Annotated in this window: 16 protein-coding genes; 14 read left to right on the top strand and 2 right to left on the bottom strand. The window is 62.7% G+C overall.

All coding sequences use genetic code 11. The annotated features are described in order from the left end of the window. Positions 1–29: 29 nt before the first annotated feature. On the top strand, positions 30–1,001 hold the full coding sequence (locus N805_RS14835; protein ID WP_019473805.1) for a tRNA dihydrouridine synthase: 972 nt from the start codon (positions 30–32) through the stop codon (positions 999–1,001). A gap of 215 nt (positions 1,002–1,216) precedes the next feature. Further along, positions 1,217–1,660 (top strand): Hsp20 family protein, encoded by a 444-nt coding sequence (locus N805_RS14830; RefSeq protein WP_019473804.1) that lies wholly within the window; start codon positions 1,217–1,219, stop codon positions 1,658–1,660. A 61-nt stretch (positions 1,661–1,721) separates the two neighbouring features. On the opposite strand, the gene N805_RS14825 is transcribed toward N805_RS14830, so the two are convergent. Both N805_RS14825 and N805_RS14820 read right to left on the bottom strand, forming a co-directional pair. After that, the gene (locus tag N805_RS14825; RefSeq protein ID WP_019473803.1) at positions 1,722–5,018 is read right to left on the bottom strand and encodes a PAS domain S-box protein; all 3,297 of its coding nucleotides are present in this window, start codon (positions 5,016–5,018) and stop codon (positions 1,722–1,724) included. Positions 5,019–5,079: 61 nt separating this feature from the next. Further along, positions 5,080–5,958, bottom strand: coding sequence for a LysR family transcriptional regulator (locus N805_RS14820; protein ID WP_019473802.1), 879 nt, complete (start codon positions 5,956–5,958; stop codon positions 5,080–5,082). Positions 5,959–6,089: 131 nt separating this feature from the next. On the opposite strand from N805_RS14820, the gene leuC reads away from it, so the two are divergent. The 12 genes from leuC (at position 6,090) to N805_RS14760 (ending at position 22,869) form a co-directional block, all read left to right on the top strand. Beyond that, a complete protein-coding gene (gene leuC / locus N805_RS14815) occupies positions 6,090–7,523 on the top strand; it encodes a 3-isopropylmalate dehydratase large subunit (RefSeq protein WP_019473801.1) in 1,434 nt (477 codons plus the stop codon). Further along, complete coding sequence (leuD, locus tag N805_RS14810; RefSeq protein WP_019473800.1) at positions 7,520–8,164, top strand: 3-isopropylmalate dehydratase small subunit; 645 nt, start codon at positions 7,520–7,522, stop codon at positions 8,162–8,164. Before leuC ends, leuD begins: the two co-directional genes overlap by 4 nt. A gap of 147 nt (positions 8,165–8,311) precedes the next feature. Continuing rightward, a complete protein-coding gene (locus tag N805_RS14805) occupies positions 8,312–9,076 on the top strand; it encodes a class I SAM-dependent methyltransferase (RefSeq protein ID WP_019473014.1) in 765 nt (254 codons plus the stop codon). A gap of 54 nt (positions 9,077–9,130) precedes the next feature. Then, positions 9,131–10,213 (top strand): 3-isopropylmalate dehydrogenase, encoded by a 1,083-nt coding sequence (gene leuB, locus N805_RS14800; protein ID WP_019473015.1) that lies wholly within the window; start codon positions 9,131–9,133, stop codon positions 10,211–10,213. A gap of 63 nt (positions 10,214–10,276) precedes the next feature. Continuing rightward, positions 10,277–11,389 (top strand): aspartate-semialdehyde dehydrogenase, encoded by a 1,113-nt coding sequence (gene asd / locus N805_RS14795; protein WP_019473016.1) that lies wholly within the window; start codon positions 10,277–10,279, stop codon positions 11,387–11,389. A 193-nt stretch (positions 11,390–11,582) separates the two neighbouring features. Continuing rightward, complete coding sequence (locus tag N805_RS14790) at positions 11,583–12,074, top strand: RNA polymerase sigma factor (RefSeq protein ID WP_019473017.1); 492 nt, start codon at positions 11,583–11,585, stop codon at positions 12,072–12,074. A gap of 119 nt (positions 12,075–12,193) precedes the next feature. Next, complete coding sequence (locus N805_RS14785; RefSeq protein ID WP_019473018.1) at positions 12,194–13,138, top strand: FecR family protein; 945 nt, start codon at positions 12,194–12,196, stop codon at positions 13,136–13,138. A 208-nt stretch (positions 13,139–13,346) separates the two neighbouring features. After that, complete coding sequence (locus tag N805_RS14780; protein ID WP_019473019.1) at positions 13,347–16,379, top strand: TonB-dependent receptor domain-containing protein; 3,033 nt, start codon at positions 13,347–13,349, stop codon at positions 16,377–16,379. 87 nt (positions 16,380–16,466) lie between these two features. Next, positions 16,467–17,225 (top strand): Slam-dependent surface lipoprotein, encoded by a 759-nt coding sequence (locus N805_RS14775; protein WP_019473020.1) that lies wholly within the window; start codon positions 16,467–16,469, stop codon positions 17,223–17,225. Positions 17,226–17,316: 91 nt separating this feature from the next. Then, the gene (locus N805_RS14770; RefSeq protein ID WP_019473021.1) at positions 17,317–18,789 is read left to right on the top strand and encodes a surface lipoprotein assembly modifier; all 1,473 of its coding nucleotides are present in this window, start codon (positions 17,317–17,319) and stop codon (positions 18,787–18,789) included. 265 nt (positions 18,790–19,054) lie between these two features. After that, positions 19,055–20,059, top strand: coding sequence for an aspartate-semialdehyde dehydrogenase (locus N805_RS14765; RefSeq protein ID WP_019473022.1), 1,005 nt, complete (start codon positions 19,055–19,057; stop codon positions 20,057–20,059). 71 nt (positions 20,060–20,130) lie between these two features. After that, entirely contained in the window at positions 20,131–22,869 is a 2,739-nt protein-coding gene (locus N805_RS14760; protein WP_019473023.1) for a FimV/HubP family polar landmark protein, read from the top strand. Positions 22,870–22,966: the final 97 nt, after the last annotated feature.

The raw sequence follows: 22,966 nt of genomic DNA, 5'->3' as shown, positions 1-22,966 counted from the left end.
CTGCCGGCTTTTCCACCCGAGACCCCGACATGCAAATTGCCCTGGCCCCCATGGAGGGGCTGGTTGACAACATCCTGCGCGACGTATTGACCCGTGTGGGCGGTATCGACTGGTGCGTCACCGAGTTCATCCGCGTGTGCGACCGCCTGCTGCCGGCGTCCTCGTTCCACAAGCTGGCGCCCGAGTTGCGCCAGGGTGCGCGCACGGCTTCCGGGGTGCCCATGCGCGTGCAGTTGCTGGGTTCGGACCCGGGGTGCCTGGCGGAAAACGCGGCGCTGGCCTGTGAGCTGGGTGCGCCCGTGATCGACCTGAACTTCGGCTGCCCGGCCAAGACCGTGAACAAGTCACGTGGCGGTGCCGTGCTGCTCAAAGAGCCGGAGTTGCTGCACGCCATCGTACGTGAGGTGCGCCGCGCGGTGCCGGCGCATATCCCGGTCACTTCGAAGATGCGCCTGGGCTTCGACAGCCCCGACGGCGCCCTGGACTGTGCCACGGCCCTGGCAGAGGGGGGCTCGGCGCATCTGGTGGTGCATGCGCGGACCAAGGTCGAGGGCTACAAGCCGCCGGCGCACTGGGAGTGGGTGGCGCGGGTGCAGGATGTGGTCAAGGTACCGGTGTTCGCCAATGGCGAGATCTGGACCGTCGATGACTGGCAGCGGTGCCGTGAGGTCAGCGGGGCCGAAGACATCATGTTGGGCCGTGGCCTGGTATCGCGCCCAGACCTGGGCCTGCAGATTGCTGCGGCGCGCGACGGGCGGGACTATCAGCCGATGAGTTGGGACGACCTGCTGCCGTTGTTGCGCGAGTTCTGGCGTCAGGCCCAGGCCAAACTGTCACCGCGCTATGCGCCGGGGCGGATGAAACAGTGGTTGGCGATGCTGACCCGCAGTTACCCCGAAGCGGTGGTGTTGTTTGCCGAGTTGCGCCGGGAAGATGACTGCGCGCGGATCAGCCGGTTGCTTGGGGTGCAGGCGCAGCCCTTGGAAGCTTGTGTTGCTTGAACCGACCTCTTCGCGGGTAAACCCGCTCCCACAGGTAATGCACAGCCCTGTAGGAGCGGGTTTACCCGCGAAGAGGCCATCAGACCCAGTGCAAAAAAGAAGATTTTTTTAACGCTCCCCTTGAAAGCTTTCCCTCTGGCCATATCTTTTGAGTACGCGATGCCGAAGTCGGGTCGCGTAGTGACTTACTTGCTGAATCTCAGGAGTTTATGACCATGACTACCGCTTTCTCTCTTGCTCCACTGTTCCGCCATTCCGTTGGTTTCGACCGTTTCAACGACCTGTTCGAGTCCGCGGCACGTAATGAGGCCGGTAGCAGCTACCCGCCCTACAACGTGGAAAAGCATGGCGAGGACCACTACCGCATCGTGGTTGCCGCAGCCGGTTTCCAGGAGCAGGACCTCGACCTGCAGGTCGAGAAAGGTGTCCTGACCGTGACCGGTGGCAAGCGCGACAATGGTGCCGCTGAAGTGACTTACCTGCATCAGGGTATCGCGCAACGCGCCTTCAAGCTGTCGTTCCGCCTGGCCGATCATATCGAAGTGAAGGCCGCCGGCCTGGCCAACGGCCTGCTCAGCATCGACCTGCTGCGCATCGTGCCTGAAGAAGCCAAGGCCAAGCGCATCCCGATCAATGGCGACAAGCCAGCGCTGAACTGATCACGCTGCAATGAAGAAGGGCACCCTCGGGTGCCCTTTTTTGTGGGTGCCTGCGTCTGCTTCAGTAGTCTGCCGGCGCCTCCAGCAACAGCTTGCGAAACTCCGGCAACGGCAACGGCCGGCTGTGCAGGTAGCCCTGGTACAGGTGGCAGCCCAGCCGTTCCAGAAACTCCAGCTGTTCGGTCAACTCCACCCCCTCGGCAATCACAGCCAGGTCCAGGCTGCGGGCCATGGCGACGATAGCGCGGACGATTTCGGCGTCGTTGGGGTCGTTCGGTGCATCGCGCACAAAGGTCTGGTCGATCTTCAGCGCATCCACCGGCAGGCGCTTGAGGTAGGTCAGCGAGGAATAGCCGGTGCCGAAGTCATCCATGGCAAAACTCACCCCGTAGCGCTTCAGTTCGCGCATCTTGCTGATGGTGTCTTCCAGGTTCTGGATGACGATACCTTCGGTGATTTCCAGCTTGAGCATGTGCCGAGGCAGCCGGTAATCGTCCAGGCTGCGCAATACCCGCCCGACAAAGTCGTTCTGGCGGAACTGCCGAGGGCTGATGTTCACGCACAGGCTGAAATCATCGGCGTCGATCAACCCGTCGGCCAGCATGCGTGCGCAGGCATCGCAGGCTTCGTCAAGGATCCAGCTGCCAACTTCCAGGATCAGGCCGCTTTCTTCCAGTACCTGAATGAACTGCGCGGGCGGTTGCTGGCCCAGTTGCGGGTGGTGCCAGCGCAGCAGCACCTCGGCGCCGACGATACGGTTGTCGCGGGCATCCACCTGCGGCTGGAAGTGCAGCGCCAGTTCGCCACGGGCCAAGGCCAGGCGCAGGTCGTTTTCCATGCGCAGGCGTTCGCTGGCGGCCTTCTGCATGGTGGTATGGAACAGCTGGGTGGTGTTGCGCCCGGAGTCCTTTGCCCGGTAAAGGGCGATATCGGCACGCTTGAGCAGATCGGCCGGGGTGGTGCCGTGGTCGGGGATCAGCGCCACGCCGATGCTGGGCGTTACCTGCAGGCGCTGGCCATCCAGCGACATCGGTTCGGCCAGCAGCTCACGCAGCGTGTCGGCCAGTTCGCGCACTTTTTCCTCTACCACCTCACGGCTGCCCTCCAGGCCGCTGAGCAGTACCACGAACTCGTCGCCACCCAGCCGGGCCACGGTGTCTTCAAAGCGCACACTGGCTTCCAGGCGTGCGGTGATGATCTTCAGCACCGTGTCGCCCACCGGGTGGCCCAGCGAGTCGTTGATGTGCTTGAAGTGGTCCAGGTCGAGGAACAGCAGGGCGCCGCGCAGGTTGTGGCGCTTGAGCAGGGCGATCTGCTGGCTCAGCCGGTCCATCAGCAAGGCGCGGTTGGGCAGGTTGGTCAGCGGGTCGTGGTAGGCCAGGTGGCGTATCTGCGCCTGGGCATTCTTCAGTTGGCTGACATCGCGGGCGGTCAGCAGCAGGCAGTCGACTTCGTTGAGGGTGATCGGCTCAACAGAGACTTCCACGGTGAGGATATCGCCGCGCTTGTTACGCCCGAGCATTTCCCGGTGATGCACCCGGCCGCGTTCGCGCAACTCGGCCAGCAATGCGCTGCGCTGCTTGTCGTCGGCCCAGATACCGATCTCGTATACCGTGTGGCCCACCACATCGGCGGCGCTGTAGCCGGTGAGGCGGCAGAAGCCATCGTTGATTTCCAGGTAGCGGCCGCTGTGGCGTTCGGTGATGGTGATGGCGTCTGGGCTGGAGTGGAAGGCCTTGGCGAACTTCTCCTCGCTGGACTGCAGCGCCGCCTCGGCGCGTTGCTGCTGGGTAATATCGCGCAGGGTGGTGACGCTGCAGGGTTGGTCGTCGACGGTGATCAGGCGGCTGGAGATTACACAAGTCAATGGCGCGCCGTCGCGGTGGTTGACCACCACGGCGACGTTGCTCAAGGCCCGATCGCGGATGACCCGCTCGATACGTTGCGCACGTTCGATGGACTCGGCCCACAGGCCAATTTCCTCGGCGGTGCGGCCAATCACCTGGTCGCTGGCCCAGCCGAAGGTCTGGCTGAATGCCGGGTTGATCTCGATGAACTGGCCGGTGTCCTGGCGGGTGACGCAGATCGGGTCGGGGCTGACCTGGAAAAGGCTGGCGAACTTCTCTTCCGAGGCGCTCAGGCGCTGCTCACGCTCCACCTGGTCGGTAATGTCGAGCAAGGTGCCGGCCATGCGCAGCGGGTTACCTTGCTCGTCGCGGTAAAGCCGTGCGCGGCTTTCGATATAGCGCGAGATGCCGTTTTCCAGTTGCACCCGGTAGGTGATCTGGTAGTTCCCGGCGGGCCCTTCGCGCAGGCTGCGGTAAGCCTGGCGCATCGAGTTGCGTTCCTGTTCCGGCACCCCTTCGAAAAACGCATCGAACGATTCGTGAAAAGGGGTGGGCGGCAGGCCGTGCAGCTGCGCGGCGCGGGCCGAGCCGTAGAGCATGCCGCTGGGGATGTGCCAGTCCCAGGTGCCCAGCTGCGCCGAGTCCAGGGCCAGGTCCAGGCGTTCCTGGCTGTCCTTCAGGGCCTGCTCGGCGCGCTTGCGTTCGGTGGTGTCGACGAACGTGCTGATCAAAAAGGTGACGCCCTCCAGTTCGATGCCCTGGGTGCACAGGATGCCGTCGTGCACCTTGCCGCTGGAGGCACGGAACTGCACCTCCATGATGAGCGGGCCGCCACTGGCGCGGGTCGACTCCATGACCTGGTGACGCTGTTCGGGGTTGACCCACAGGCCCAGCTCCAGGCTGGTCTTGCCGATCACCTGGCTGCCGGGCCAGCCGAACATGTCTTCGAAATGCTGGTTGACTTCGAAGATCATGCCGTCGTGGCGGCGGGTCAGCAAAATGGCGTTGGGGCTGAGGTGGAACAGGGTGGCGAAGCGCTTTTCCGAATTGATCAGCGCTGTTTCCCGCTCGCGCTGGCGGGTAATTTCGCGGATCACCCCGATCATCTGGGGCCGGCCATGCTGGTCGTGGGTCAGGCTGCCGTTGATCTCCAGCCAGTGCAGGCTACCGTCCGGCCAGCGAATGCGGTGGCGCATGGCCTGTTCCACCGGCTCGCCGTTGAACACGGCCTGGAATACCTGGCGCGTGCGCGCGCGGTCTTCCTCGGGCAGCAAGTCGAGGTAGTCGACATCGGCGGGCAGCGGCCGCTGCGGGTCGAAGCCGAACAGGGCCTGGGTGCCCCGGGACCAGCTGACCCGGCCGCTTTCGATATCCCACAGCCAGGCCCCCAGGCGTGCGCCGTTGAGCGCGGCCAGCAGTTGCGGGGCGTTCTGCCAGGCCTGCTCCGACTCTTGGGGATCGGCCGCAGGAATACGCGGCAGGCGCAAAAAGCGGTTTGCTGATTTGGGCATCGGTACCAGACCTTTGGCGTATGACGCGTCCTTGAATTGGAAGTACCGGGCTGACGGCCGGTCAGGCGGGCCCTGCGTGGCTGTCGAGCAGGGCCATGAATGCCCTGGCCGCGTTCGATAGCGTACGCTCCGTGTGCAAGATGTAGCCTAGCTGGCGCGACAGCTGTATGCCGGGCAATGCGATGGGTGCAACCTGTTCGTCGAGCATGGTGCGTGGCAAAACGCTCCAGGCCAGGCCGATCGATACCATCATCTTGATGGTTTCCAGGTAGTTGGTGCTCATGGCGATGTTCGGCGTCAGGCCCTGGCTTTCGAACAGGCGCTGGACAATATGGTGGGTAAAGGTGTTGCCGCCAGGGAAGACCGCCGGGTGGCGGGCGACATCCGCCAGGCTGACCGCATGGTTGTTGGCCAGCGGGTGCTCGGGGGCGGCGACAAAGTCCAGGGCGTCGTCCCATACCGGCACGGCCTTGACCAGGTGGTGCGGGTCGGGCGCCAGGGTGATCACGGCAATTTCGGCGCGGCCATGCAGAATTTCGTCGTAGGCCTGTTCTGAATCGAGAAACTGAATATCCAGCGCCACGGCCGGGTACTGGCGGGTGAAAGCCCGCAACAATGGAGGCAGGCGGTGCAGGCCGATGTGATGGCTGGTGGCCAGGGTCAGACGACCGCTCACGGCCCCGGTCAGGTTGGTCAGCGCCCGTCGGGTATCATCTAGCACATTGAGAATCTGGTAGGCCCGTGGCAGCAGGGCGCGCCCGGCCTCGGTCAGGGTCACCTCGCGGCCCAGGCGGTCGAACAGGCGCACCCCCAGTTGCTGCTCCAGCCCGGCGATGCGTTTGCTGATGGCCGGCTGGGTCAGGAACAGCCGCTCGGCAGCCCCGGAAAAGCTGCCGGTTTCGGCAATGGCGATAAAGGCACTGAGGTTGGCCAGGTCCATGGTGCTGTATTCCTTTGGGTTATCCAAAGCATAAAAATTATGAATTTGAGTTATTCAATCTAACCCCATAGCATCGTCCGTACAAGCCAAGGGGTCTTTGGCATAGAAAGACGCTGATGAGGAACAGTCTGATGGCTGGCAAAACGCTCTACGACAAACTCTGGGAAGCCCATGAGGTCAAGCGCCGTGATGACGGCTCGTCCTTGATCTACATCGACCGCCACATCATCCACGAAGTGACGTCGCCCCAGGCCTTCGAAGGCCTGCGCCTGGCCAACCGCAAACCGTGGCGCATCGACACCAACATCGCCACCCCCGACCACAACGTGCCGACCACGCCAGAGCGCAAGGGCGGTATCGAGGCCATCGTCGACCAGGTGTCGCGCCTGCAGGTGCAGACCCTTGACGAAAACTGTGACGAATACGGCATCGTCGAATTCAAGATGAATGACGAACGCCAGGGCATCGTCCACGTCATCAGCCCGGAGCAGGGTGCCACCTTGCCTGGCATGACCGTGGTCTGCGGTGACTCGCACACCTCCACCCACGGCGCCTTCGGTGCCTTGGCCCACGGCATTGGCACCTCCGAGGTCGAGCACGTGCTCGCCACCCAGTGCCTGGTCGCCAAGAAGATGAAGAACATGCTGGTGCGCGTGGAAGGCCAGTTGCCTGCCGGCGTTACCGCCAAGGACATCGTCCTGGCCGTGATCGGCAAGATCGGCACCGCCGGTGGCAACGGCCACGCCATGGAGTTCGCCGGCAGCGCCATCCGCGAATTGTCGATGGAAGGCCGCATGACCATCTGCAACATGTCCATCGAGGCGGGCGCCCGTGTGGGCCTGGTGGCCACTGACGCCACCACCGTTGCCTACGTTGAAGGCCGCCCGTATGCGCCGAAGGGCAAGCAGTGGGAACAAGCGGTCGAGTCGTGGAAAGACCTGGTGTCGGATGACGATGCCGTGTTCGACACTGTAGTGGAGCTGGATGCCAGCCAGATCAAGCCACAGGTCAGCTGGGGCACCTCGCCCGAGATGGTATTGGCCGTCGACCAGCGCGTGCCGGACCCGGCTGCCGAAGCCGACCTGGTCAAGCGTGGTTCGATCGAGCGTGCCTTGAAGTACATGGGCCTGACCGCCAACCAGGCGATCACCGATATCAAACTGGACCGCGTGTTCATCGGCTCGTGCACCAACTCGCGTATCGAAGACCTGCGCGCCGCAGCCGAAATCGCCAAGGGCCGCAAGGTAGCCGCTACCGTCAAGCAAGCCATCGTCGTGCCGGGTTCGGGCCTGGTCAAGGCCCAGGCCGAGCGCGAAGGCCTGGACAAGATCTTCGTCGAAGCCGGTTTTGAATGGCGTGAGCCAGGCTGCTCGATGTGCCTGGCGATGAACCCGGACCGCCTGGAGAGCGGCGAGCATTGCGCGTCCACCTCCAACCGCAACTTCGAAGGCCGTCAGGGCGCCGGTGGCCGAACCCACCTGGTCAGCCCGGCCATGGCGGCCGCTGCCGCGGTGACCGGCCACTTCATCGATGTTCGCGAGTTGATCCAAGGGAGCGCAGCATGAAAGCCTTTACCCAGCACACTGGCCTCGTCGCGCCGTTGGACCGTGCCAACGTCGACACCGACCAGATCATCCCCAAGCAGTTTCTGAAGTCGATCAAACGCACCGGCTTTGGCCCTAACCTGTTCGACGAATGGCGTTACCTGGACGTGGGCCAGCCCTACCAAGACAACAGCAAGCGCCCGCTGAACACCGAGTTTGTGCTCAACCACGAACGCTACCAGGGGGCCAGCGTGTTGCTGGCGCGGGAGAACTTCGGTTGCGGCTCCAGCCGTGAGCACGCCCCGTGGGCGTTGGACGAGTACGGCTTCCGCAGCGTGATCGCGCCGAGCTTTGCCGACATCTTCTTCAACAACAGCTTCAAGAACGGCTTGCTGCCGATCATCCTCAGCGATGAGGAAGTGGACGAATTGTTCAAGCAGGTCGAAGCCAACCCGGGTTACCAGCTGACCATCGACTTGCAGGCGCAGGCGGTGACCCGCCCGGATGGCAAGGTGCTGCACTTCGAGATCGATGCATTCCGCAAGCACTGCCTGCTCAACGGCCTGGACGATATTGGCCTGACCCTGCAGGACAGCGATGCGATCAAGGCCTTCGAAGGCAAGCACCGCGCCGGGCAGCCCTGGCTGTTCCGTGATGCCTGAGTGATGTAGGTGAGTTTGCTGGCCTCATCGCCGGCAAGCCAGCTCCCACAGGATCACCACAGGTCTGAATACTGTGGGTTTCCTGTGGGAGCTGGCTTGCCGGCGATAGGGCCAGTAGAGCTAACCCAAAACCTAAAGGATCGAGACATGACCAGCACCCAACACACCGATGTGGTCCAGCGCCAGTTCGGCGAACAGGCCAGCGCCTACCTCAGCAGCGCCGTGCACGCCCAGGGCAGTGAATTCGCCCTGTTGCAGGCCGAGCTGGCGGGGCAGGCCCATGCCCGCGTGCTGGACCTGGGCTGCGGTGCCGGTCATGTCAGTTTCCACGTCGCCCCGCTGGTTGCCGAGGTGGTCGCCTACGACCTCTCGCAATCCATGCTCGACGTGGTTGCCAGCGCTGCCGCCGAGCGAGGCCTGGCCAACATCACCACCGAGCGCGGCGCCGCCGAACGCCTGCCGTTCGCCGATGCCTCGTTCGACTTCGTCTTCAGCCGCTACTCGGCCCACCACTGGAGCGACCTGGGCCTGGCCCTGCGCGAAGTGCGCCGGGTGCTCAAGCCAGGTGGCGTGGCGGCGTTCATCGACGTGATGTCGCCCGGCAGCCCGCTGCTCGACACCTACCTGCAAACGGTCGAAGTGCTGCGCGACACCAGCCATGTGCGCGACTACTCCGCCGCCGAATGGCAGCGCCAGGTCAGCGAAGCCGGCCTGCATGTGCGCAGCCACACGCGCCAGCCACTGCGCCTGGAGTTCAGCAGCTGGGTCGAGCGCATGCGCACCCCCGAGCCGATGCGCGTGGCCATACGCCAATTGCAGCAAGCCATGGGTGAAGAAGTACGGCAGTATTACCAGATCGAGGCCGATGGTTCGTTCAGCACCGATGTGCTGGTGTTGTGGGCCGAGCGTTAAGCACTTTTCGGTGGGGCCCGTCTGGCCGCACCGCGTGAATGGATAGAGGAAAGCATGAGCAAGCAGATTCTGATTCTCCCAGGTGACGGTATCGGCCCGGAAATCATGGCCGAAGCGGTCAAGGTGCTGGAACTGGCCAACGACAAGTTCCAGCTCGGCTTCAGCCTGGAGCACGACGTGATCGGTGGCGCGGCCATCGACAAGCACGGCGTGCCGCTGGCCGACGAAACCCTGGAGCGTGCGCGCAAGGCCGATGCCGTGCTGCTGGGCGCCGTGGGTGGCCCGAAGTGGGACAAGATCGAGCGTGACATCCGCCCGGAGCGCGGCCTGCTTAAAATTCGTTCGCAGCTGGGCCTGTTCGCCAACCTGCGCCCGGCCATCCTCTACCCGCAACTGGCCGATGCCTCTTCCCTGAAGCCGGAAATCGTTTCGGGCCTCGACATCCTCATCGTCCGTGAGCTGACCGGTGGCATCTACTTCGGTGCCCCGCGTGGCCAGCGCGAGCTGGAAGGCGGCGAGCGCCAGGCCTACGACACCCTGCCGTACAGCGAAAGCGAAGTGCGCCGCATTGCCCGTGTCGGCTTCGACATGGCCCGCGTGCGTGGCAAGAAGCTGTGCTCGGTGGACAAGGCCAACGTCCTGGCGTCCAGCCAGCTGTGGCGTGAAGTGGTCGAAGACGTGGCCAAGGGCTACCCGGATGTCGAACTGAGCCACATGTACGTCGACAACGCTGCCATGCAGCTGGTGCGTGCACCGAAGCAGTTCGACGTGATGGTGACCGACAACATGTTCGGTGACATTCTGTCGGATGAAGCTTCCATGCTGACCGGTTCCATCGGCATGCTGCCTTCTGCGTCGCTGGATGCCGACAACAAGGGCATGTACGAGCCGTGTCACGGTTCGGCGCCGGACATCGCTGGCCTTGGCATCGCCAACCCGCTGGCGACCATCCTGTCGGTGTCGATGATGCTGCGTTATAGCTTCAATCAGTCGGCTGCCGCAGAAGCGATCGAGAAGGCGGTGAGCCTGGTCCTGGACCAGGGCCTGCGCACCGGCGACATCTTCTCTGAAGGCTGCCGCAAAGTTGGTACGCAGGAAATGGGCGACGCAGTAGTCGCAGCGCTGCGGAATCTGTAATCTCTCTGGCCCGCCACCCACAATTCCCGGTGGCGGCCCACTTTTAGCAAAGGTGTAGTTGCGATGAAACGTGTAGGTCTGATCGGTTGGCGCGGTATGGTCGGTTCCGTGCTCATGCAGCGGATGCTGGAGGAGCAGGATTTCGACCTTATCGAGCCGGTGTTCTTCACTACTTCCAACGTGGGTGGCCAAGGCCCGAACGTGGGCAAGGATACAGCGCCGCTCAAGGACGCGTATTCGATTGAAGAGCTCAAGACCCTCGACGTTATCCTGACCTGCCAGGGCGGCGACTATACCAACGAGGTCTTCCCCAAGCTGCGTGAAGCCGGCTGGCAGGGTTACTGGATCGATGCGGCCTCGTCCCTGCGCATGCAGGATGACGCCGTGATCGTCCTCGACCCGGTCAACCGCAAGGTCATCGACCAGCAGCTGGACGCCGGTACCAAGAACTACATCGGCGGTAACTGCACCGTCAGCCTGATGCTGATGGGCCTGGGTGGCCTGTTCGAAGCCGGCCTGGTCGAGTGGATGAGCGCCATGACCTACCAGGCAGCCTCCGGTGCTGGCGCGCAGAACATGCGCGAGCTGATCAAGCAGATGGGTGCCACCCACGCTGCCGTTGCCGATGACCTGGCCAACCCGGCCAGCGCCATCCTCGACATCGACCGCAAGGTTGCCGAGGCCATGCGCAGCGAAGCGTTCCCGACCGAGAACTTTGGCGTGCCACTGGCGGGCAGCCTGATCCCATGGATCGACAAGGAACTGCCGAACGGCCAGAGCCGTGAAGAGTGGAAGGCCCAGGCCGAGACCAACAAGATCCTCGGCCGCTTCAAGAGCCCGATCCCGGTCGATGGTATCTGCGTGCGCATCGGCGCCATGCGTTGCCACAGCCAGGCGCTGACCATCAAGCTGAACAAGGACGTGCCGATCGCCGACATCGAAGGCATGATCAGCCAGCACAACCCGTGGGTGAAGCTGGTGCCGAACCAGCGTGAAATCAGCATGCAGGAACTGACCCCAACCAAGGTCACCGGCACCTTGAACATCCCGGTTGGCCGCCTCCGCAAGCTGAACATGGGCTCGCAGTACCTGGGCGCATTCACCGTGGGTGACCAGCTGCTGTGGGGCGCCGCCGAACCGCTGCGCCGCATGCTGCGGATTCTGCTGGAGCGTTGATCGTTCTGCTTTGACTAAAAACCCGCGCTGGCGACAGCGCGGGTTTTTTTTTGCGTGTGAAATCGGCCTGCATGCGTCAGGCTTTTTGTTTTGTAACAGCACCCCTGCACAGTGGCAAAATGCCTGGCTTAACGAGAAATATTCTCATTATAATCAGCCTCCCCAGTTTGCCTGAGCATAGGAAAGTGCTGACGTGCTGGAACAACTCTTCAACGAACATGCCTGCGCCTTGCACCGCTACTTGCTGCGCAAGAACTGCACGCCATCCCTGGCGTCGGACATCGTCCAGGAAACCTTCTTGCGGCTGGCGCAGATGGAAGGGGTAGAGCGGCTGCTTGCCACCCCGGCCTACCTGTTTCGCGTTGCCCACAACCTGATGATCGACCATCATCGGCGCTATGGCAGCAAGCGCTACGAGGCCGAGCCGGCCAGTATCTTTGACGGCTTGATCGATGAAGCCAGTTCGCCAGAGGACCAGGCCCTGAGCGCCCTGGAGCTGGAGCGCCTGCACGCAACCCTGGAGCTGCTGCCCGAACGCACGCGTAACGTGTTTCTGCTGTGCCGTGTAGAAGGCATGACACACAAAGAGGCCGCCGAGTATTTACGGATTTCCACCAGCTCTGTACAAAAACACCTGGCCAGCGCATTGGCCAGGATTGGCCGAGGGCTTGAACCTGAGCAGTAGACCAGGCGCAAGCGCTGACCTGGCCGGGCTACCAGAAAAACACCAACAGGCAGCAACAGCGTACCGTGAACCCCTCAGAACCTGTTGACCCGATTGAGCGCAAGGCTGCCGATTGGGTCATGAAACACCGTCAAGGTCGCCTCGGTCCCGCCGAGCACGCGGCCTATCGGCGTTGGCTGGCAGCCGACCCCCGGCATGCGGCCGTGGCCCAGCGCCTCGACCGTGCGTGGCAGGCCAGTGCGGCGCTGCGCCAGGGCTATGTGCGGCCACCGCGTCCGGCCCGCGCCGCCGGGCCGCTGGGCTGGCTACAGGCCCTGTGGCAACGGCCCTGGGCCAGTGGTGGCGCACTCGGTGGGTTGGCGATGGCCTGCTGGTTGTGGCTGGCGCCGCCATTCTGGGTGCAGGGCCTGGGCGCCGACTACCAGACCGGCTACGGCGAAGTGCGCCATGTCACGTTGGGCGATGGCAGCCAGTTCGTACTGGGCAGCCGCAGCATTCTCAGCATCGCGTATGACGGCCAGCGCCGTACTGTGCATCTCAAGCGCGGCGAGGCAGTCTTCAGCCCGTCACCGGTGGGCGAAGCAGAGCCGCGACCCTTCACTGTCAGCACGCCAGGGGCAAACATCACCGCCCGCGGCACTCGGTACCTGGTCGCGGTCGACAAGGATGACCGCTCCGGCTGGGTAGGCGTGCTGCAGCACACCGTCGAGATCAACCTGGTTTCGCATGGCCTGGACGATGCTTCGGCATCTGCCGTGTTGCAGCAAGGTGGCAGTCTGTACTTCGGGCCCCATGCCGGGCTCAAGCCACTGGCGCAATCCCCCGAGGAACTGGCCAGTTGGCAGAACGGCGGGGTGGTGCTGCGCCAGCAGACCCTGGCCCAGGCTGTCGAGCAGCTGGGCCGTTATCGCGCAGGCTTGACGCTGGTGCGCGGCGATGCGCTGCGGCGCCTGCCGGTGAATGCGGTAGCACGGATTGACCGCGTTGATGACTCCCTCAAGCAGTTGGCCAGGCAAGCACATGCCCGGGTGCTGGAGTTTCCAGGTGTACTGTTGATTTACTGATCTAAAAAAGCCAATTAATAGATCATATCGCTCTACTGTGTTTTCCAGCTTCGCACGTTACTGAATGCAAATAACTCTTATTTGTCTTTAGCTAGGGTGCCTGGAAACAATGTCAAAGGGAGCTTCAGGGCGTTTTGCCCCTCAACGTGGAAAGCTGAGCCTGGGAATTCAGCTGGCACTGTTGGCCTGCTGCGGCGCCACGCCGGTAATGCCTGCCATGGCCGCCAGCGACCCGGCTGCCGCCGCTCAGGCCGGCCAGTACCATCAGTTCGATGTGAAGGGCGGGGCACTTGAAGATGCCATGTTGCAGCTGGCGCGCCAGGCGGGTGCCGAGCTTTACCTGACCGGCGATGCCTTCAGTGGCCTGTACGCCAACCCGGTGCAGGGCCGTTTCTCTCTGGAAGGTGCGCTCAAGCAATTGCTGAGCGGCTTGCCCATCAGCTTCAGCCTGAGTGGCGGGCCGGACCGCCCGGTGATCCATCTGCAATCGGCCACCAGCGCTGGCACTGATGACCTGCACCCCACTTACGTGTACAGCCAGCGGGACAGCCGCTCGCGGGACGAGAAGGGCTACAGCGACATCTACGACCAGGACATTTCCACCGTTTACGCCGGCAAGGAGCAGATCGAGCGCTACAAGGGCGCCGCCCCCGCTGACGTGTTCAAGGGCATGCTCAACGTTTACAGCGGCGACGCCCGCAACAGCGGTGCCCTGGACCCGAACGTACGCGGCATCCAGGGGCCGGGCCGGGTGCCACTGACCATCGATGGCACCGAGCAGGCGCTGACCGTGTACCGCGGCTACATGGGCGCCAACAACCGCAACTACATCGACCCCAACCTGATCGGTTCGATCAAGGTGATCAAGGGGCCGAACCTGGAGCGCAACGTCTACAGCGGCGTCGGCGGTGCGGTGGTAGCCAATACCCTGAGCGTCGATGACATCCTCAAGGAAGGCGAAGAATTCGGCGGCGAGTTCAAGATCGAGGGCAGCAACAACTCGGTATCACCCAAGCTGCCTACCTTGATGACCGGGCAGATGCCCGGTGCGGATTACCAGTACATCCCGATCAATTCGTACTACGACCCGTCGCTGTATAAGCACCCGCGCACCAGTAGCAGCAACGACTTGTTGTCCAGCGACGACAAGGCCTACCGCTTGGCACTGGGTACGCGCCAGGAGCAATTCGACCTGATGGGCGCGTATGCCTATCGGGAAAAGGGCAACCACTACGCGGGCAAGAAAAAGAGCAGTTACTACGCCAGTGGCGAATTGGTGGATGGCAAGTGGGACTACGTGCCCAACCTGGCGCGCATCTACAAGCCCGGCGACGAAGTGCCCAACAGTTCCAGCAAGATGGAGTCGTGGCTGGCCAAGGCCACCTGGAAGATCGACGAAGGCCAGAGCCTGGAATTTGGCTACCGCGCCACCGACTCGTTGTATGGCGAGATCCTGCCCTCGCGCATTTCCTTCTTCACCCCGGGCAGTACTTACGATGCCGCAACTTATGGCGTACCGCAGTGGCCGCTGAGCCACGTGGACAGCAAGGCCTATAACGTGGAGTACAAGCTCAACCCGGACGACAACCGTTGGGTCGACTTCTACTCGAACTTGTGGATGACCCGGACCGTCAGCGATACCTACAGCTCGGGTGGCGTGCCCAACGAAACCACGGCGCAGAATCGCGAGTTTCGTAATACCGCTGTGGCCAATGCCAAGCATGACCGGGCCGGGCTCACGGTAAGCAACAAGCTGAAGCTGTTGGATAGCCTCGACCTGACGCTGGGTGGGAGCTATCAGCATGAAAAGCTCAGTTCGGGTGACACTATGTTCGACCCGAGCACGTTCGGGGCAACGCGACTTTTTCCAAGGGCAGGGCGACGCGAAGAGCAGGAATATAACTTCAACTTTGATTGGCAGCCGGTTTCCTTTGCACGCTTTACCGCAGGCGGGCGCTATTCCTCGTACTGGTCGTTCGATGATTTTCTCAAAGGCCAGCAAAGGGATACGGGTGTGACGACCCAGAATGTCCAGAGTGGAAAGCAGGTCGGGTTCACCACGCGCAAGACGTTGTCGCAGGAGGAATGGCGCGCTGCCGTGGACGAGAAGATTCAAAACATGCAGTTGATGTGGGACCTTTTCGGATACACCGAAGCTGAGCGGCAGGCCGACATTGAGTCATTCGAAAAGTCGACGCCGTACGAGTTGGATGTGGAACATAGTCAACATTGGGCCCATGACGGCAAGGGGCGATATAAACGCAGTAACAATCCGTGCATCTCGGCAGCCGCGGCGGGTGAGGATGTGGTGCAGTGCTACCACTCGACCTATGACGGCTCTCCTGGCTTCATCGACAGTGAAGGTAATCTGGTCAATCAGACGGTCGACACGTCGGCAAAGCATCGCAGGGATCAAGGCTGGGTTCCCAACCTGTCCGCTACATTCTACACCTCGGAAAACGGCCGGTTCTATTTGCGTTATAGCGAGGCCATTCGCTACCCGAGCATGTTCGAAAGTACGGTGGGGTTCTCCGCTTCGCTGACGCCTTGGGAGCTTGAGCCCGAACATGCGCATAATTATGAAGCGGCTTATATCCATAACTTGAGTGGTTGGTTGGGGAGCGAGCAAGCCGACGTCAAGGTTACTTACTATCACAATACAACCGATAATGTGATTGAGCGTAGCCCGCAACTGGTGTTCTCCAATGTCGAAAAGCAGACGACCTCGGGCATCGAGTTACAAGGTCGTTACGACAATGGCGGCTTTTTCACTGATTTGAGTGTCGCGCATGTCTTGAAGAACAAGGTGTGTGACGAGAACTCGGCCATGCTGCTGGACCCCACTGGGCGTACGCCAAATTGCGTCGATGATGGGTTCCTGGGTGGCTACCTGGTGGGTATGGCGATGCCTGAATGGTCGGCCAATTTGGGCATCGGTGCCCGGTTTCTGGATCGACGCCTGGAAGTTGGCGGCCGCGTTATCTACTACAAGGGGCATGATAGCAAGTTTCACAGTAACTACGCCGGTAATCCCATGGTTTCGTATTACCTGAATACGCCGTTGTCCTGGGATGACATTGTTACCTATGACGCTTATGTCAATTACAAGCTGACTGACGACGTGAATGTTGAGTTGGTCGGCACCAATTTGAGCAACCTCTATTATCTGGATCCCCTGACGCGCTCCGCAATGCCCGCGCCAGGTCGTACATTGAAAATTGGTCTGACTGCAAACTTTTGAGGTGAATTGCCTATGGGTGGATGAAAGGTGTCGATGTTCAGATGTGCTTGTGTGTTGGAAACTATTAACTTATCAAAGGATTATGAAATGAAAGTGTTGAATGTTTCTCTGCTCGCCGTTGCCCTGCTGGGTCTTGCTGGTGTCGCGCAAGCCGACAGTGCTTCCGGGCAAAGCTACACCGGTGCCATTGTGGTTGCCGGCTCGGATGGCGGTACCCCGAACCACGCTAGCCAGGCAGGTACCCCTTCCGTTGGCGTGCTGGCCTTCTACGGGGGTGCGAAGGTTGGCTTCAGTGGCCTCAAGGGCATGGTTCCGGCCGACAGCAATGGTGTGACCACCATCACCCCAGCGATGATGCCGGCCTCGCACGCTGCACTGGGCAACTTCGACTTCAAGCAGGTTTCGAACCAGCAGGTGTATTTCGGTGAGTGGTCGCAGAATGGCACCACCAATGATCCGACCCGTGTCGTTTACTACTCTGGCGACAATACCGGGCGGGTGCTGCCGACCACCAATGTCACCTATGCAGTCCAGGGCATCAGCAACTACTCCGGTGCCAACCTGTTGTCGGGTGATCTGACTGCCTCCTTTGGCGCAGCTGCCCCAACGCTCACTGGTAACCTGGCTAATGGTGCGCTGAAAGTCCAGCTGGCGGCCAACATCGATAAGTCAACGGCTGCGTTCTCGGGTGCGGCTGTAGCGCGCAATTCGACCACCAACGCGCAGCTTTCTACCGGTACTACCCAAGGCAGCTTCTTCGGCGCTGGTGCCACGGCCTCTCTGGCCGGTATCGCGAAATTCGCCGACCGCAATTACGACACCGCGTTCGGTGGTGTGAAGAAGTAAGCCGACCCGCTTGATGCTGGTCAGTCAAGTGCATCAGGGCTGCTATGCGGCCCTGATTGCAGCTTTTTCAAGGCACCCCGAGAGCCGAGCAATGCCCCAGCCTTCACGCCTGCATTACCTCTTGTTGCTGTCCCTCCCGCTTTCCTTCCCCATCACCGCGTTGGCCGACCAGGACACCAACCTGCGCCTCAATCAGAGCATCGAATACCGCGCCAACCGCCAGGAGCGCGAGCTGCTCAAGGACGAAATCGCCGGCACCACGCTGGTCATCGATGGCCAGACGTATCGGGTCGAGAACAACCTCAACGACCTCGGCCGTGCCCTCTATGTCTCGGTGCAGCGTCAGCAATGGTCCGACGTGACCGCCTTCCGTGCCCGCTACGTTACGCTGCCAGGCCACGACCCGATGCTGTTGGCCTACGCCGATGGCGCACTGGCGCGCTCGCGCGGCGACCTTGACCAGGCCGAGGCGCACTACCGCAAATTGCTCGCGCTGCAGGGCGACTTTCTCCCCGGCCAGCTGGAACTGGCCCGGGTACTGTTCGAGAACCGCAAGGATCGCGAATCCACTGACGCTTTCCGCCAGATCAGCCAGAGCCTCGGCCCGGCCGATGCGCGCAACCAGGGCCTGGGCAATACCGTCGACAGTTTCATCGAGGCGCTGGACCACCGCGAACGCTGGCAGGGCTCGCTGGCCGTCGGCCCGACCTGGAACGACAACCTCAATCAGTCCTCCGAAAGCACCACCCGCTACCAGCTGGAAACCAGCGACGGCGTGTACCTGGTCGAACGCAAGATGCCCAAGGCGGTGTCGGCACAGGGCATCGACTACGAAGCCACATTGAACAAGCGCGTTGCGCTGTCCGGCCACCATGGCGTGTTTGCCCGGGCGCTGGCCTATGGGCAGGCCTACGACAAAGAGGCCAGGTACAACGAAGACACCTTCATCGGCAATACCGGCTACAGCTATCAGGACGGGCGCAACCAGTACAGCCTGGGCCCACAGTTCGAATACAACCGCATCGGCAGCGACCCGATGTACTCGGCCTGGGGCCTGCGCGGTGAATGGATGCACAACCTTTCGGCCACGCGCATGCTCAAGCTGGAAGGTGAATACAAGGACATGGCTTACCGCCGTCAGGCCGCCGACATCTATGACGGCAGCGCTGCCTCGGTGTACGCCACCCTGTGGCAAGCCCTGCCGCAGCAATGGGTGCTGTTCGGCGGTTTCGACCTCACCGACCGCAACACCCGCGACGCTACCGAGGCCTACTTCCAGCGCGGCCTGCGCCTGGGCGTGGCCAAGGACTTCGATATCGGCCTGAGCACCGTGCTGTTCGCCTCCTGGCGTGCTCGCCAGTACGACGCCTACAGTGCTCTGCTCGATGACCGGCGCCATGAGGAAGAGCAGGGCTATACCTTTATCGTGCGCGCACCGCGCCTGGCCTTCCATGACCTGGTACCCAGCCTGACCTTCAAGTACAACAAGGTGAACAGCAATGTCGACTGGCTGTACAGCTGGGAGCGCAACAGCGTCAGCCTCAAGCTGGAGAAGCAGTTCTGAGGGAACAGTTGGGCAGTCCCAGGCTTGCACAAGATCTGAAGTCCTCCTTGCCCCCTGTGGGAGCGGGTTCACCCGCGAAGCAGGCGGCGCGGTGCATGGCACCGGCTGTGCCGGTGTTGGCGGGTAAACCCGCTCCCACAGGCGGTCGGGCAGGCTTGCGGATCTTATGTACGACAGTGGCGGCCTTGCACCGCAAGCAGCGTTGGCCTCGCCCGGGCAATGCGAGTAAAGTGCCGCTCCCGTTTCGCCTGAGGCAGCCCGCATCATGAACCCTACTTTCGATATCGCCGTCGTCGGCGCCACCGGCAGCGTCGGTGAAACCCTGGTACAGGTGCTCGAAGAGCTGGCGTTCCCGGTCGCCACCTTGCACCTGCTGGCCAGCATGGAGTCGGCGGGCAGCAGCGTGATGTTCGCTGGCAAGAAGCTCAAGGTGCGTGAAGTCGACAGCTTCGACTTTGCCCAGGTCAAGCTGGCCTTCTTTGCCACTGGCGCCGCAGTCAGCCGCAGCTTTGCCAGCAAGGCGCTGCAGGCGGGCTGCACGGTCATCGACCTGTCTGGTGGCCTGGACGATGCGCTGGCCCTGGTGCCTGAAGCCAACGCAGAGCGCCTGGCCGGCCTGGCGCTGCCAGCACGCATCGTCAGCCCGTGCTCGGCCGCAGTTGCCGTGGCGGTGGCGCTGGCACCGCTCAAGGGCCTGCTGGACATTGAGCGGGTGCAGGTGATGGCGTCGCTGGCGGTGTCCGCGCAAGGCCGCGAAGCGGTCAGCGAACTGGCCCGGCAAACGGCCGAACTGCTCAATGCCCGGCCACTGGAGCCGCGTTTCTTCGACCGCCAGGTGGCATTCAACCTGCTGGCCCAGGTGGGGGCCGCCGATGAGCAAGGCCATACAGCGCTGGAGCGCCGCCTGGTCAGCGAGTTGCGCGTGCTGCTGGGCATGCCTGAATTGAAGATTTCGGTGAGCTGCGTTCAAGTCCCGGTGTTTTTCGGCGATAGCTTCAGTGTGGCCGTGCAAAGCCGTCGCCCGGTCGACCTGGCAGCGGTCAACCAGGCGCTGGAGGCAGCCGAGAGTGTCGAGCTGGTGGAACGTGATGATTATCCGACCCCAGTCGGTGACGCAGTCGGCCAAGACGTGGTCTATGTTGGTCGTGTACGTCACGGTATTGATGAAGACCAGCAGCTCAACCTCTGGCTGACCACCGACAACGTGCGCAAAGGCGCCGCGCTCAATGCCGTGCAAGTGGCGCAATTGTTGATTAAACAGATGCTGTAAAAGATACTGGCGAGCACTTTTGTCCTGCTCTGCTTGCAGGTTTCGGGACGATTCATACAAGGGAAGAGGTCATGCTTCGAATTCGCAAACTGGTTCTGGCCATGGCTGCAGCATCCGCGCTGTCGTCTGGCATGGCGAATGCGCTGGGCCTGGGGGAGCTGACCCTGAAGTCGGCACAGAATCAGCCGCTGGACGCCGAGATCGAATTGCTCGACGTGCGCGACCTCAAAGCCGCCGAAGTGGCGCCAAGCCTGGCGCCACCGGAAGAGTTCAGCAAGGCCGGGGTGGCGTTTCCCACGTACCTCGAAGACCTGACCTTCACACCGGTGATCAACCCCAACGGCAAGAGCGTGCTGCGGGTTACCTCCAGCCAGCCGCTGCCGGGGCCAGTGGTCAAGTTCCTGGTCCAGGTGATGTGGCCGCAGGGCCGTCTGCTGCGTGACTACAGCGTGTTGCTGGACCAGGCCAAGGCCCAGGGCGACAAGCCAGCGGCGGGCAATGTCACACCGGCCGCAACCGGTGCCAGCAACTACACCACCCAGCGCCGCGACACCCTGTGGCAAATTGCTGCGCGCAACACCCAGGGTGGCTCGATCCAGCAGACCATGATCGCGATCCAGGCGCTGAACCCGGACGCCTTCATCGGCAACAACATCAACCAGCTGAAGGTTGGCCAGGTGCTGCGCCTGCCCGACCAGCAGCAGATCCAGAACATTGCCCAGGGCGAGGCAAACAGCGAGGTGGCCGAACAGTATGCCGCCTGGCGTGAAGGCCGCCGCCTGGGCCCGCGTGCCCGCCAGCTCGACGCTACCCGCCGTGGCGCCGCCGAGGCCGCCCCGTCGCGTATCGCCCAGGGCGACAACCTGCGCCTGGTCAGCCCGGGCAACCAGGCCGGTGCCGGCCAGGCCAAGGCACTCAGCGACAAGCTGGCTGTGGCCCAGGAAAGCCTGGACACCAGTCGCCGCGACAACGACGAACTCAAAAGCCGCATGACCGACCTGCAAAGCCAGCTGGACAAGCTGCAGCGTCTGATCGAGCTGAAGAACGACCAGCTGGCGCGTCTCGAAGGCCAGGGTGCTGCCGCTCCGGCAGTGGCTGCTGCTGCTGCTCCGCCCCAGGCGGCGGAAGCCGCTCAGCCAGCGGTCAAGCCTGCACCCGCTGCCGTCGATACCGCACCCAAGCCAGCGCCAGCCAGCCAGCCGGGCAGCGCACTCGACCAGGTCCTGGGCAACCCGTGGCTGCTTTGGCTGATTGCCGGCTCCAGCATACTGGTGCTGGCCTTGTTGCTTTGGCTGCTGGCGCGCAAGCGCAAGGCCCAGCAAGAGGCTGAAAAGCACCTGCGCATGGCGCGGGCGCTGGAAGAAGAGCAAGGCACAGGTTTCGACAACGATAGCGAGAGCCTCGACGGCGTCGAAATCTCGGAGCCGAGCGTGACCCTGTCGCCAGCCGTGGTCGCAGCTTCGGCTGCCGCTGCCGTTGCTGCGGAAAAAGTGGCAGCACCCGCCGCCGAGGCAGAACGCGAGCCTGAGCCGTACGCAGACCCGCACGCCGCGCTGTTGGCCGAAGTTGATCAATGCCTGGCCGAGGGCCGCCTGAACCGCGCCACCGAACTGCTGGAGCCCGCTGTGGACGCCTCGCCGGAGCGTGACGACCTGCGCCTGAAACTGATGGACGTGTATGCCCGCCAGGGTGACCAGAGCGCGTTCGCCGAACAGGAGCGCAAGCTGCAAGCCAGTGAGCACAATACTGCCCAGGTTGCCGGGCTGAAAGAGCGATACCCGGCCATGCTTGGCCTGGCCGCTGCCGGCCTGGGTGCGGCAGCGCTGGCTGCCGAGATGGATGAGCAGTACGTGCAGGAGTTGCTGCACGACGAGCCTGAGGCGCCGGTGGTTGCCGATGTGGTGCCTGACGAGGTGCCTGAGTTCGAGCCGCAGGTAGAGGCTGAGCCAGAGGTTGTGGCGCAAGCAGAGCCTGAAGCAGAGCTGGATGCCTTCGAAGAGGTGTCGACCCTGGATGCATCGGGCCTGGATGAGCAGGGCCTGGACAGCGCCTTCGACCTGAGCCTGGGTGAAGACCTGGCGGAGCAAGACCCGCTGGCAGCGCCGTTGCTGGACGAGCCGGCGCCCCAGGAGCCTGTACCCGACGAGCGGGTGATTGCCGAGCCTGTGCTGGATGAGCCTGTGCTTGAAGAGGTTCAGCCAGAAGAGCAGCCGTTTGCCGTGGATGCCGATCTGCAAGCCGACGCCGACGCCGATTTCGAAGCCATGCTGGCCCAGGCCGAGCCGCAGCCTGCTGTTGACCTGTCCGATTTCGACCTCGATGTCAGTGAACCGGTTGCCCCGGCCGCCCCGGCTGCAGCGCAAGAGGCCCCGGTGGACGTCGCCGCCGAACTGGCTGCCTTCGACAGCGTGCCGGAGTTTGACCCAGTCTCCGATTTCGACATGCCATCGGACTTCGACTTGTCGCTGTCGCTGGAGGACGATTCGCCTGCCGCCAAGAGCTTTGCCTCGGAGCTGGACGACGTCAACGCCGAACTGGACAAGCTGTCGCAAAGCCTCGAATCGCCATCGCTGGAGCCACACTTCACCAGCGAAGATGCGGCTGCGCAGCCTGAGCCCGAGCCTTTGGACGACCTGGACTTCGACTTCTTCTCCGGCAGCGACGAAGTGGCCACCAAGCTCGACCTGGCCCGCGCCTACATCGACATGGGTGACAACCAGGGCGCGCGCGACATCCTTGATGAAGTGGTCAAGGACGGCGACGACAGCCAGCGCCAGGAAGCCGAGGACATGCTCTCTCGCCTGGTCTGATGCAAGCAGGGCAGGCGTCTTCGCGGGCTTGCCCGCTCCCACAGGTTCTCCACAAGTCTTCGACCTTGTGAGTAACCTGTGGGAGCGGGCAAGCCCG

It is taken from the genome of Pseudomonas putida S13.1.2 (genome assembly GCF_000498395.2).
Classification (GTDB): domain Bacteria; phylum Pseudomonadota; class Gammaproteobacteria; order Pseudomonadales; family Pseudomonadaceae; genus Aquipseudomonas; species Aquipseudomonas putida_Q.
The sequence above is the reverse complement of the archived record's forward strand: the minus strand, read 5'-3'. Positions and strand labels throughout refer to the sequence as shown.